General features: G+C 61.4%; 14 protein-coding genes. 11 read left to right on the top strand and 3 right to left on the bottom strand.

Translation table 11 applies throughout. The features are described from left to right. Nucleotides 1–5 precede the first annotated feature (5 nt). The gene (locus IVB07_RS00480) at nt 6–407 is read right to left on the bottom strand and encodes a response regulator (RefSeq protein ID WP_026233873.1); all 402 of its coding nucleotides are present in this window, start codon (nt 405–407) and stop codon (nt 6–8) included. 156 nt (nt 408–563) lie between these two features. On the opposite strand from IVB07_RS00480, the gene IVB07_RS00475 reads away from it, so the two are divergent. The 10 genes from IVB07_RS00475 to IVB07_RS00430 all read left to right on the top strand — a co-directional run bounded on the left by IVB07_RS00475 (nt 564) and on the right by IVB07_RS00430 (nt 10,284). Beyond that, complete coding sequence (locus IVB07_RS00475; RefSeq protein WP_247767437.1) at nt 564–1,328, top strand: Crp/Fnr family transcriptional regulator; 765 nt, start codon at nt 564–566, stop codon at nt 1,326–1,328. Nucleotides 1,329–1,407: 79 nt separating this feature from the next. Beyond that, entirely contained in the window at nt 1,408–2,124 is a 717-nt protein-coding gene (locus IVB07_RS00470; protein WP_018459754.1) for a prolipoprotein diacylglyceryl transferase family protein, read from the top strand. Beyond that, entirely contained in the window at nt 2,105–3,535 is a 1,431-nt protein-coding gene (locus IVB07_RS00465; RefSeq protein ID WP_018459753.1) for a radical SAM protein, read from the top strand. Before IVB07_RS00470 ends, IVB07_RS00465 begins: the two co-directional genes overlap by 20 nt. Then, nucleotides 3,532–3,801 carry a hypothetical protein gene (locus tag IVB07_RS00460; RefSeq protein WP_018459752.1) on the top strand — a complete coding sequence of 90 codons (270 nt, stop codon included), beginning with the start codon at nt 3,532–3,534 and terminating at the stop codon, nt 3,799–3,801. Before IVB07_RS00465 ends, IVB07_RS00460 begins: the two co-directional genes overlap by 4 nt. A gap of 256 nt (nt 3,802–4,057) precedes the next feature. Beyond that, complete coding sequence (gene typA / locus IVB07_RS00455) at nt 4,058–5,884, top strand: translational GTPase TypA (RefSeq protein ID WP_247767436.1); 1,827 nt, start codon at nt 4,058–4,060, stop codon at nt 5,882–5,884. 125 nt (nt 5,885–6,009) lie between these two features. Beyond that, on the top strand, nt 6,010–7,251 hold the full coding sequence (locus IVB07_RS00450) for an NAD(P)/FAD-dependent oxidoreductase (protein WP_247364509.1): 1,242 nt from the start codon (nt 6,010–6,012) through the stop codon (nt 7,249–7,251). A gap of 94 nt (nt 7,252–7,345) precedes the next feature. Beyond that, on the top strand, nt 7,346–8,608 hold the full coding sequence (gene dcm, locus IVB07_RS00445) for a DNA (cytosine-5-)-methyltransferase (RefSeq protein WP_247360614.1): 1,263 nt from the start codon (nt 7,346–7,348) through the stop codon (nt 8,606–8,608). Further along, nucleotides 8,601–9,062 carry a very short patch repair endonuclease gene (locus tag IVB07_RS00440; RefSeq protein WP_346658287.1) on the top strand — a complete coding sequence of 154 codons (462 nt, stop codon included), beginning with the start codon at nt 8,601–8,603 and terminating at the stop codon, nt 9,060–9,062. The genes dcm and IVB07_RS00440 overlap by 8 nt, the downstream gene beginning before the upstream one ends. Beyond that, on the top strand, nt 9,008–9,850 hold the full coding sequence (locus IVB07_RS00435; protein WP_247767846.1) for a hypothetical protein: 843 nt from the start codon (nt 9,008–9,010) through the stop codon (nt 9,848–9,850). The genes IVB07_RS00440 and IVB07_RS00435 overlap by 55 nt, the downstream gene beginning before the upstream one ends. Next, nucleotides 9,847–10,284 (top strand): type II restriction endonuclease, encoded by a 438-nt coding sequence (locus IVB07_RS00430; RefSeq protein WP_247767838.1) that lies wholly within the window; start codon nt 9,847–9,849, stop codon nt 10,282–10,284. Before IVB07_RS00435 ends, IVB07_RS00430 begins: the two co-directional genes overlap by 4 nt. A 7-nt stretch (nt 10,285–10,291) precedes the next feature. On the opposite strand, the gene IVB07_RS00425 is transcribed toward IVB07_RS00430, so the two are convergent. Both IVB07_RS00425 and IVB07_RS00420 read right to left on the bottom strand, forming a co-directional pair. After that, nucleotides 10,292–10,699, bottom strand: a complete 408-nt coding sequence (locus tag IVB07_RS00425; RefSeq protein ID WP_018459748.1) for a thiol-disulfide oxidoreductase DCC family protein — start codon at nt 10,697–10,699, stop codon at nt 10,292–10,294. 42 nt (nt 10,700–10,741) lie between these two features. Further along, nucleotides 10,742–11,629, bottom strand: a complete 888-nt coding sequence (locus IVB07_RS00420; RefSeq protein WP_018459747.1) for an alpha/beta fold hydrolase — start codon at nt 11,627–11,629, stop codon at nt 10,742–10,744. A gap of 262 nt (nt 11,630–11,891) precedes the next feature. Between IVB07_RS00420 and IVB07_RS00415 the strand changes: the two genes are divergently transcribed. Continuing rightward, nucleotides 11,892–12,401 carry a GNAT family N-acetyltransferase gene (locus tag IVB07_RS00415; protein ID WP_007598725.1) on the top strand — a complete coding sequence of 170 codons (510 nt, stop codon included), beginning with the start codon at nt 11,892–11,894 and terminating at the stop codon, nt 12,399–12,401. Nucleotides 12,402–12,493 lie beyond the last annotated feature (92 nt).

The following is a 12,493-nucleotide window of genomic DNA, read 5'->3' as shown; positions in this document are numbered from 1 at the left end:
TATCGCTAGTTCGCCGCGCGGACCTGGAGCGCCGCCTCCAGCGCGTCGCTCGAACACGGCTTCTGCAATCGCGGCTGGCCGGCGAATTCGGGCGGGATGCGCGCGTCAGCGCCGTAGCCGGTGACGAACACAAAGGGAATTTTCAGCGCCGCGAGCCGTTCGGCGACCGCAAAGCTGTTCTCGCGACTCAAACCGACGTCGAGCAAGGCGAATTCGGGGGCGTGCGCCGCGATTGCGGTCAGCGCCTGCGCCACTGAACCTACCGTGCGGACGCTCTTCACGCCAAATCCGAGCAGGCGATCTTCGAAGTCGATCGCGATGATCGGATCGTCCTCGACAATGAGCACATCGGCGGGACAGTTTGAACCATCGGAAACAGCGGGTGCCATCATCGTAACTTGGAGCATGAGGTTTCTCTGACTGGGATACCGCGTCACGACGCCTGTACCCGGCGCGGAGGTTCCCGGAACGAAACCACCACATCACAGTTGTTAGGTCTGTCTACTTGTGCACACAGGACCTCGTCGGAACTCGCTAAATGTGGAGGCGGATGGGAGTTTAAGATGGACGCGCGGACCAGCAACGCCACCGAGATCGATAGCCGGCCGACCAACAATCTGCTGCGGCGCTTGAGCCCGGCCGACTTCGCCCTGCTTGCGCCGCATGTCATGCTCGAAAGCGCCGCAGCGAATGAGCTGCTCTACAACCCCGGCGACGACGTCCAGGTCGTCCACTTCCCCTGCGGACCGTCGCTTGCAACCTTCCTCGTTCCCAATGAGGACGGCCGCGATGTCGAGACCATCCTGGTCGGCCGCGAAGGCGCGGTGGGCGGCATCGTCAGCGAGGGTTATCTGCCGGCCTATACCCGGATCTGCGTGAAATTCGGCGGGCCGTTTGCGCGAATTCACGTCAGCAAGCTGGAGGCCGCCAAGCAGCGCTCGCCCTCGTTGCGCCATGTCTTCGCTCGTTACGCCGACTGCATGCTGGCTCAGATCTTCCAGTCCACCGCCTGCAACGCCATTCACTCGATCGAGCAGCGCACCGCCAAATGGATGCTGGCCGCTATGGAGCGGACCGGCGACGAGAGCAGCGTGCCTCTGACGCACGAGCAACTCGCGACACTGCTCGGCGTCGGCCGCAGCTATGCCAGCCGCGTGCTCCAGTCGTTCAAGGCGGAGGGCGTGCTCGACACGCGACGCGGATCGATCCTGGTCCGCAACCGCGAGGGCCTGCGCCTGCGCTCCTGCCTGTGCAACGAGGCCGTGAAGATGCACTTCGAGGAGGTGCTGCGCGGCGTCTATCCGACCGACGAGAGGCAGGCCGGCTAGCCGCCTGACTCGCTCCTCTTCGGGGATAAGAAGCGGCCGCACTATCCCGCCGCGGGGGAACCTGGGCTAATGTCCCCGCATGAGCGGGGCTTTCCTTCACACTCTCTTCGACATCGCGGCGTGGCTGGCTGCGGCCGTGGCGCTCTACGGGCTGTCGCGACAGGGCTTGCGGTTTCCGGCGCAATCCTTTGAGCGGTCCTACCTCGCCGCTTTGGTGTTCGGCGCGGGGCTCGGCGCCTATCTGTTCGGCTCCGCCAATCTGTGGCTGTCGGGCCAGAGCGGCATCGCGCGCTCCGTGGAAGGAGCGCTGGTCGGCGGCATCTTGGCGATCGAGCTCTACAAATGGTCCGCAGGGATCACGGTCCGAACCGGCGCCCGTTTTGCGCTGCCGCTGGCGCTCGGCATCGCGATCGGCCGGCTCGGCTGCTTTTTCGCGGGCCTCGACGATTTCACCTACGGCACGCCGACGGCATGGCCCTGGGGCCATGATTTCGGCGACGGCATCCCGCGCCATCCCGTGCAGCTCTACGAAAGCGCCGCGATGGGGGTGTTCGCGCTGCTCTACGTGGTGGCGGTCTTGAACCGGAGCGCGTTTGTGATCACCAATGGTTTCTACCTCGTCCTCGTCTACTATGGAGCACAGCGCTTCCTGTGGGAATTCCTCAAGCCCTACGGCACGCTGATCGGCCCCTTCACGCTGTTTCACCTGCTGTCGCTGTCCATCCTGCTCTACGCCGTCGTCATGCTGGCGAGGGCGCCCAATGCGAGACCCATGCATGAACGCGCCGTTGCGTAAGTCGCGTCCCTATATCTTCTGGGGCCAGACCCAATCTCTCTGCGAGACCTGCCTGAAGCTGGTGCCGGCCAAGATCCAGATCCTCGACAACGAGGTTTGGTACGAGAAGCGCTGCAAGGAGCATGGCGTCCAGTCCACGCTCGTGTCGACGGACGCCGCGTATTGGCGCCTGTGCAAGGATTTCATCAAGCCGGGCGACCGGCCGCTGGCCTTTCAACGGCATACCGAATTCGGCTGCCCCTATGATTGCGGCCTGTGCCCCGACCACGAGCAGCATTCCTGCCTCGCGCTGATCGAGATCACCGAGCATTGCAATCTGACCTGCCCGGTGTGCTTTGCCGATTCCTCGCCGGCGCGGACCAGCTTCACGCCGCTGGCCAAGGTCGAGCGAATGCTGGACGCGCTGGTCGCGAGCGAGGGCGAGCCTGATTTGGTGCAGATCTCCGGCGGCGAGCCGACGCTGCATCCCGACTTCTTCGCGATCCTCGATGCGGTGCGCGCCCGCCCGATCCGCCATGTCATGATCAACACCAACGGCCTGCGTATCGCCCGCGAAAAGGATTTCGTGGCGCGGCTCGCCGAGAACAAGCGCGGGCTCGAGGTCTATCTCCAGTTCGACTCGCTCGAACGCGACGCTTTGATCAATCTGCGCGGCGCGGATTTGCGCAAGATCCGTCAGCAGGCGCTGGAGAATCTCGAGCATTACGGCGTATCGACCACGCTGGTGGCGACCATCAAGCGCGGTGTCAACGATGCCGAGATCGGCGACATCGTCCGCCACGCGCTGACCTGGAAGTGCGTTCGCGGCGTCACGCTGCAGCCGGTGCAGGACGCCGGCCGCAACGAAAATTTCGACAAGAACACCGATCGCATCATGCTGTCGGAGATCCGCAAGCGCGTGGTCGAAACCGGCGTGTTCGGCGACAAGGACATGATCCCGCTGCCCTGCAATCCCGAAAGCATCTCGATCGGTTACGGCCTGCGCAACGGCAAGAAAGTGCTGCCGCTGACCTCGCTGATCCCGCAGGAGCAACTCGTCGCATTGTTGCCCAATACGATAAGCCCGGAGAAGCATCCGGCGCTGAGGGAGAAATTCATCGATCTGTTCTCGCTGTCCTCGGGACCGCTGAACACGAGCGAGCGCGTCTGCGAATTGCTGTGCTGCCTGCCGAGCTTCGAGGTGCCGCAGGGAATCACGTACGAGAACGTATTCCGCGTCACCATCGTGCAGTTTCTCGATCGCTTCAATTTCTGCGTCGGCAACGTCAAGCGCAGCTGCATCCATTTCGTCACCGAGAACGGCGCGATCATCCCGTTCGACACCTACAATCTGTTCTACCGAAACGGAAAGATCGACGGCATCCGCGCCGAACTGGCGGCGCAGTCAACCGCAGGAGTCCTGCAGGCATGAGCATCAGCGACACGCCGCCGCCAGCCCCTCCGGGACCGCCTCCTGCCCCGCCGAACAAGCGCGGCGGCTGCCTGACCGCGATCATGGCGATCTTCGGGATCCTCATGCTGCTACCCGGTGCCTGCGCATTGCTGTTCGGCGGAATGTCGGTGATCGAGGGCGGCCGGATGGGTTCCGACGTGGCACCGCTGGTGTTCGTAGGCCTGGTCGTGGGGCTGGGCGGGGTCGCCCTGATCTGGGCCGCGATCAAGGGCCGGCGCGGCTGAGCCCGGCTTTTCGCCTAACCCCCGGGAATTCCCGGACAAAATTCAATCAACCAACGGCCAAAGAACACATTGTTTTTTGGCGGTTTTTGCCTATATTGCGCCGCAACGCGTAGGGTGCCCGGTCGATATGCCGGGCTTTCCCTTTTGGGCGGAAAGCGCCCCGTTTCCAGTCTTCAAGCGTTGTTTCGAGAAGAGGTCCCGGTCTGACCGGCGAGATCGCGCTTAACCCATTGTCCGACCGCAAAGAAGCCCACTCATGAATCTTCGCAACATCGCCATCATCGCCCACGTCGACCACGGCAAGACGACCCTGGTCGACCGCCTCCTCCAGCAATCCGGCACCTATCGCGAGAACCAGAAGGTGACTGAGCGCGCCATGGACTCCAACGATCTGGAGCGCGAGCGCGGCATCACCATTCTGGCCAAGGCGGCCTCGGTGCAGTGGAAGGACACCCGCATCAACATCGTCGATACCCCAGGCCACGCCGATTTCGGCGGCGAGGTCGAGCGCATCCTCAACATGGTGGACGGCGCGCTGGTGCTGGTCGACGCCGCCGAGGGGCCGCTGCCGCAGACCAAATTCGTGGTCTCCAAGGCGCTCAAGGTCGGTTTGAAGCCGATCGTCGTGATCAACAAGGTTGACCGTCCCGACGCGCGGGCAACCGAAGTCATCAACGAGGTGTTCGACCTGTTCGCGGCGCTCGACGCCAGCGAGGAGCAGCTCGACTTCCCGATCCTCTACGGGTCGGCCAAGCAAGGCTGGATGGCCGAGAGCCCGGACGGGTCGCAGGAAGCCGGCATGCAGCCGCTGTTCGACCTGATCGTGCGCCATGTCGCGCCGCCGGCCGTCGAGGAAGGCCCGTTCCGCATGATCGGCACCATTCTGGAAGCCAACCCCTATCTCGGCCGCATCATCACCGGCCGTATTTCCTCAGGCTCGATCAAGCCGAACCAGGCCGTGAAGGTGCTGGGCGCCGACGGCAAGACGATCGAGCAGGGCCGCATCACCAAGATCCTCGCCTTCCGCGGCATCGAGCGCACTCCTCTCGACGAAGCCGAGGCAGGCGACATCGTCGCCATCGCCGGCCTGACCAAGGGCACCGTCGCCGACACCTTCTGCGATCCGTCGGTCGACACCCCGCTGGTGGCGCAGCCGATCGACCCCCCGACCGTGTCGATGTCCTTCATCGTCAACAACTCGCCGCTCGCCGGCACCGAAGGCGACAAGGTCACCAGCCGCATGATCCGCGACCGCCTGCTGCGCGAGTCCGAGGGCAACGTTGCGCTGCGGGTCGTCGAAGCCTCCGACAAGGACGCGATGGAAGTTTCAGGCCGTGGCGAATTGCAGCTCGCGATCCTGATCGAGACCATGCGCCGCGAGGGCTTCGAGCTTTCGGTGTCGCGTCCGCGTGTCGTATTTCAGAAGGACGAGGCCACCGGCGCCACCCTCGAGCCGATCGAGGAAGTCGTCATCGACGTCGACGAGGAGCATTCCGGTGTCGTCGTGCAGAAGATGAGCGAGCGCAAGTCCGAGCTGATCGAGATGAAGCCGTCCGGCGGCAACCGTCTGCGGCTGGTGTTCTACGCGCCGACCCGCGGCCTGATCGGCTACCAGGGCGAGCTGCTCACCGATACCCGCGGCACCGCGATCATGAACCGTCTGTTCCACGGCTACGCGCCGTACAAGGGCGAGATCCAGGGCCGCCGCAACGGCGTGCTGATCTCCAACGACCAGGGCGAAGCGGTGGCTTACGCCATGTTCAAGCTGGAAGATCGCGGCCCGATGATGATCGAGCCGGGCTGGAAGGTCTACAAGGGCATGATCGTCGGCGAGCATACCCGCGACAACGACCTCGAGATCAACGTGCTCAAGGGCAAGCAGCTCACCAACATCCGAACCACGTCGAAGGACGAAGCGGTGCGCCTGACCCCGCCGATCCGCATGACGCTGGAAAAGGCGCTGGCCTATATCGAGGACGACGAGCTGGTGGAGATCACGCCGAAGTCGATCCGCCTGCGCAAGCGGCACCTCGACCCGAACGAGCGCAAGCGCGCGGAAAAATCCAAGGAAGCGGTGGCTTAAGGCCACTCGGACACACGACGAATGCGTCATGGCCGGGCTTGTCCCGGCCATCCACGTCTTCGATACTGGTGTCAATGACGTGGATGCCCGGGACAAGCCCGGGCATGACGATGAAATTGACCGCTATGTCCCTCCCCTCCTCCGTCGACGTCGCGATCATCGGTGCGGGCGCCGCCGGTCTCGGCGCGGCGCATGCGCTGGCAGGCTCCGGCCTCTCCGTGATCGTGCTCGAGGCGCGTAACCGGCTCGGTGGCCGGGCCTGGACGGTGCAGGCCTCGCCCGAAGTCACCTTCGACGTCGGCTGCGGTTGGCTGCATTCGGCGGACAACAACTCCTTCGTCGCGATTGCAAAGCAGCTCGATTTCGAGGTCAACAAGGACCTCCCGCCCTGGCGCGAGCGCGCCTATGGCGACGCGTTTCCGAAAGCCGAGCGCGATGATTTCATGCACGCCATGGACGCCTTCTATCAGCGGCTGTGGGAGACCGCCCAGAAGGGCCAGGATGTCCCCGCGAGCTTCAGCCTGGAGCCCGGCAATCGCTGGAATCCCATGATCGACGCGATCTCGACCTACATCAACGGCTGCGAACTGAAGGACATGTCGACGCTGGACTGGGACGCGTATGAGGACAGCGACCTCAACTGGCGCGTCCGCCGCGGCTACGGCGCGCTGATCGCGGCCTATGGCGCGCCATGCCCGGTGGCGCTGAACTGCAACGTCACGCTGATCGATCATTCCGACCAGCGCATCCGCATCGAGACATCGCAGGGCACGCTGACCGCGGACAAGGTGATCGTCACCGTGCCGACCAATCTGATCGCCAATGAGGCGATCCGCTTCTCGCCACCTCTCCCCGCCAAGGTCGACGCCGCGGCCGGCCTGCCGCTCGGTGTCGATGACAAGGTGACGCTGGCGCTCGACGATGCCGAAGCCTTCCCGAAGGAAGGTAATTTGCGCGGCGCCACGATGCGCACTGACATGGGCACCTATCATATCCGCCCGTTCGGCCAGCCCTGCATCGAAGGCTTTTTCGGCGGCAGCTTTGCACGCGAACTGGAAGACGCGGGCGACGGCGCCATTGCCGCCCAAAGCATCGAGGAGATCGCAGGCTTCCTCGGCAACGACATCAGGCGAAAGCTGAAGCCGCTCTACGAGTCGCGCTGGGCCCACGACCCCTTCGCGAGAGGCTCCTACTCGCACGCCCTGCCCGGCCACGCCGGTGACCGCGCCGTGCTGGCGGCACCGACCGATGGGCGGCTGTTCTTTGCGGGAGAAGCGACGTCGCCGAACTTTTTCTCGACGGCGCATGGGGCGCGGGACTCAGGGGAGCGGGCGGCGAGGGAAGTGCTGGGGACGGCGACGTCCTAGCGACTTGGCTTGACGGAACATACCATGAACAACTATGCTTTCTGGGAAGAATCAAGGACAACTTGCCAATTCTTGTCCCAGCGAAAGTTCGCATATGACCCGCTCGCCCCACTCGGTCGAATTCGAAGCCCTTCGGCTGAAAACGGGGTTGTCGCGCTCCGAAGCTGCCAATCTCCTGGGCGTTACAGAGCGCACTGTCATTCGATATGAGAACGGTGACTCACGACCGTCCCCGATTGCTATCAAATGGCTCCAAGAGCATTTGGCCCGATTACCCGAGAAGCGCCTCAAGCCCGCCGCTTTCCGATTTATCGATTTATTTGCTGGTATCGGGGGTCTGAGAATTGGCTTCGATGCCATCGGCGGACAGTGCGTTTTCACGTCCGAGTGGGATAAGTATTCGCAAGCTACCTATCGCGAGAACTTCGGGAACGACCACCCCATTGCCGGGGACATCAGGGAATACTCGAAAGATCCTTCAATGATCCCTGCGCATGATGTTCTTCTTGCAGGCTTTCCGTGCCAGCCTTTTTCGATTGCAGGTGTCTCGAAGAAGAACGCGCTCGGGCGACCTCACGGATTTCTCTGCGACACGCAAGGCACGTTGTTTTTCGATCTCGCGCAAATTATCGCACATCATCAACCCTCTGCATTCCTGCTGGAGAATGTGAAAAACCTCCAGCGACATGACAAGGGACGGACATTCGCGACCATCATCAACGTTCTACGCAACGAGCTTGGTTACGAGATTCATCATCGCGTCATCAATTCGGCGCCCTGGGTCCCACAAAAGCGCGAGCGAATTTTCATCGTAGGATTCAAGAAGGAAAGTAGCTTCGATTTCGACCGCCTTGTTGTTCCGGAGAATAGCCCGAAGCTTGGATCAATTCTGGATTCGCACGAAAGCGTCGATCCGAAATATACGCTCACGGCCCACCTCTGGAATTACCTCAAGAACTACAAAGACAAGCATGCCGCCAAAGGTAACGGCTTTGGTTATAGCCTGTTTGGCCCAGATGACGTAGCCCGTACACTTTCGGCTCGATACTTCAAGGATGGATCGGAAGTTCTGATCGCACAGCCGCGCAAGAGGCCACGACGTCTGACACCTCGCGAATGTGCAAGGCTTATGGGCTTCAGGCATGTTGACGGATCGGACTTTCGTATCCCCGTCTCGGACACGCAGGCCTACAGACAGTTTGGAAATGCGGTTGTCGTTCCAGTAGTGGCTTCGGTCGCAGAGTTGATGAAGCCGCATATTATCAGCGCCGTCGAAAACCGCGCCGTAAGGAAGCTGCAAAAGCATCCCGAACTGCCTTTTGCGATGGAGCCTGACCGGGCCTTCGTCTATGGCTGACGTCGTATCGGTCGAGGTTCGAAGCCGGATGATGGCGGGCATCCGAGGGAAGAATACGAAGCCTGAATTAATTATCCGGCGAGGGCTACATGCAAGGGCTTTCCGCTACGTCCTGCACGACAAGCGCCTGCCAGGTAAGCCAGATCTTGTCTTTCCCAAATATCGGGCCGCAATCTTCGTCCACGGTTGCTTCTGGCACGGCCATGATTGTCACTTATTCAGATGGCCGACGACACGTACAGATTTCTGGCGCAAGAAGATCAACCGCAATAGAGAGGTCGATCGCAAAGCCCTTGTTGCCCTCAAGGAAGCCGGCTGGCGTTGTTGCATCATTTGGGAATGCAGCCTCAAGGGACGTGGGGCTATTCCCATCCACTCGCTCTTGGACAGATGTTCAAGTTGGCTTCGCTCAAATCGACCTTCAACCGAGTTGCGCGGGACACCGAAAAGATGAAACGGGGATATCTCTCAGAGTATTTCATAGGAGTTGCCGCCAAGACACTGGCCGCGACCGAGGTCGATCCCAACACGTCGCGGGGTCACGAGTATCAGGGCGTTGACGCTTTCCGCGAGTTCCTTGGTTCACCCGAGACCAAGAAGAAGATTGACGTTACTTATATCCGACTTGAGGATGACGAGCTACCGCTCCGACTCGAACTCGACGGCACATGGTACAACAGTCGAAAGAACCAACCCCATAGGGAGCCTGAGTATCGATTATATTATCCGGCGGCTGCCGAAGAAGTCGTTCGGAAGGCGCGCGCTGGCGACACGCTGTTTTTCTGCAAGCCAAAATCTGGTCCACTGCTTGCGATGAGTTGCACCGCGGGCAGCGCAATTGAGCAGCAACTCTTTTGGCTATTCGGTCTGCGTGCAACCGGAGACCGTTTCGACGACAATAAGCGAGACTTTCGCCGAGAGCGCGGTCAGGAACTTTCTTTCACGGCTCGCTATATTCTTGAGCTCATCGAAATCGAAGCTATCGTTACTGAGGATGAGTGGCTCGACGCGCTCCTAAAGAAATTTGGTGCAGAATTCCCCGCAACGGGCATCTTCTCTGAGTTTGCTAGGAAGCATGCTCCCGAGACGAGTGTTAGAGACGATCCTGATCACGCGCTCATGACATGGATCGAATTTGAGGAAAGGTTGTTCCGTACCCTAGAGCGGCACATTGTCTCGAAAAGGCTGGCCGACGGTTTCATGCTCAGCAAGAAGGCTGACGTTGAAGGCTTCATTCGCTGAGCGTCCAGAATCGCCGCAAGTCGCGCGCCGGATCGGCTCTTGAGCATCATCTCGCTGCAATTTTTTCTGCCCGCAAGCTAAGGTTCGAGAGAGGGGCGCGAACCGAAAATAACAATAGACCGGATTTCCTGTTCCCGGGGGCGAAGGAATACAATTCGTCAGCGTTTTCAGAAAATCGCCTTGTAATGCTCGGCGCAAAATCGACCTGCAAGGATCGGTGGCGTCAAGTGTTAGCTGAAGCGAACCGGATCAAGACGAAGCATCTCTTGACGTTAGAGCCCGGAATTTCAGAAAATCAAACATCCGAAATGCGCACCAAATCGTTGCAACTTGTCTTGCCAAAAAAGCTTCACGAAACGTACAAGTCGACTCAACAAAGAGCCCTTTTGGACCTGCAAGAATTTGTGGCTCTTGTAGAGAAAATCCAACGCTGACCACGTCCTACTCGATCACCCGCGCCCGCAAGTCGGCATCCGGTACGAAGCACGAATCATACTTGCCGAAGATGCGGTATCGGTTGCGCGCGACGAGATTGTAGAGCGGGTCCCGTAGCGGCTTGGGCACAGCGAACAACGCGCGCACCCAGCCCCAGCCGGGGAGCTGCGACAGCACCGTCAGCGCAGCGTCCGACTTCATGAACACCGCGCCGCCGTGAACCACGGCATTGGTGTCGGGATCAGCGGGATCGATGCCGAACGTGCGCGCGAGCCGGGCGCCATAGTCAGATTGAATCGGCGTGAAGCGAAACCGCTTCGCCGGGTCCCTTTTGGCGACGAAGCGGACCCAGCGCGAGCAGAAGATGCAGACGCCGTCGAACAGGATGACGTCATCGTCGGGCCATTTGGGCATTAGCGATTGTCCAATATCAGGTGCGTGACCAGGAATACGGCGTCATGGCTTTTTGGCAGCCGCCGGCTTCAACCCACGCGCAAGCTCGGCACTCGCGGCTTTGACGCCTGCCTCGGTTTCGATCATCCAGTGGCCCTCGCTACCGACGGCCGGCGTCGTTCGGAAGTCGACCTTGCCACCGCCGCCGCGAAACGCATCGACCAACGCAAGCGAAAATGCCGGTGCAAAGTAGCTGTCATTGGCGGCAACGAGCCATGTGATGGGGATGCGCGCGGCCTTGCCGAATTCAGCCGCCGCGGCGAGAAGCGTATGCGGCGCGCAGATCCGGTTCGGCTCGTCATTGGCATGGCCGCCGCGGCCCGGCGCAATGGCGATGATGGCGGAGATCGCCTTCGGATCGGCATTCGCGAGCGCCAGCGCGCCCCAACCGCCGGCGGAATGGCCGATCACGATCGCGGCGTCCTTGCGGATAAAATCCTGCTTTCGCACATAGTCCAGCGCGAGCGCGATTTCGTCGGCCGTTGCGCGGCCCGAGCGCACGTAGTCCGCCTCGTCGCAGCCACCCTGGTCCTCGACATAGCGGCCACCGGTCGCACCATGGCCGAGCCGTTCGGGCACCAGCACGGCGAAGCCGCGCGCGATGAGGAATGCCGTGAGTGCGCGGTATTCCGGCTGAGACATTTGCGCGCGCCGCAAGCCATTTTGCGTCGAAGCATGCGCGATCACCGCAAGCCGGAACGGGCCGGCACCCGGCGGGCGAAACAGCCGGGCATGAGCGGCGATGTCGGTATCCGGCGACGGCACGCGCCATTGCTGACGGCGAAACGGATCGCCCTCCGCTCCGGACGAACCAAAAACCTGAGCGCACACCGGCGGCGCAGCCAGCAAGGCCAGCAGAGCCAAAGGCACGAGGATGTTGGGGATCCGCATGAATTGCCGGAGGCGAGAACAGCGACAGTTAGACTAGTAGGAACGAATCAATATCGGCAGACTTTCTGCGTTGCCATTGCCGTTCATTCGTTGCCGCAAAGCAGTTTTGCACCGGCGCAGAGCACCCCGGTGCCATTCGAATCGGCGTCTTGTCTTTTTTCGGTACAACATGGTTCAAATACTGATGCAGAAAGTCCACACGTTAACCGATAATTAACGATAGGTCTTGCCGCCGGCGCGGCGACTTGGTTTGATCACGTCCATGAGCACAACCCTGATCGAGGTCCGGCCGGCCAAAGCCGCAGATGCAACTGCGGTGGCGTCCACCCATGACGAAGCCTGGCGCTCCGCCTATCAGGGCATCATTCCCGGCGCCGAACTGGAGAAGTTGATCAACCGCCGCGGTCCGCAATGGTGGGACAGCGCGATCCGCAAGGGCAGCCGCGTCAGCGTGCTGGTGTTCGGCGACAAGATCGCAGGCTACGCCAATTACGGCCGCAACCGCGCCCGCAGCCTGCATTTCGACGGTGAGGTCTACGAGCTCTATCTGCGTCCCGAATTCCAGGGCCTGGGCTTTGGTCGCCGCCTGTTCACCGCGGCCCGCCGCGACCTGATGCAGAGCGGCCTGAAGAGCATGGTGGTGTGGGCGCTCTCGGACAACGATCCGGCCACCGAGTTCTACCGCGCCTTGGGCGGCCGCATGGTGGCGCGGTCCTCGGAGCGTTTCGGGCCGAAGTCGCTCGACAAGGTTGCCTTCGCTTGGACCAATTGAGCTGCTGAAGTCCCGCCGGCAGCGTTTTCCTTCCGTCGATACCGCTGCCTTGAGCCGGTGATCGCCGGATTCATTATTTCACAAAAACGCGA

It is taken from the genome of Bradyrhizobium sp. 172 (assembly GCF_023101065.1).
GTDB lineage: Bacteria > Pseudomonadota > Alphaproteobacteria > Rhizobiales > Xanthobacteraceae > Bradyrhizobium > Bradyrhizobium canariense_D.
This window is presented reverse-complemented; position numbering and strand designations above follow the sequence as displayed.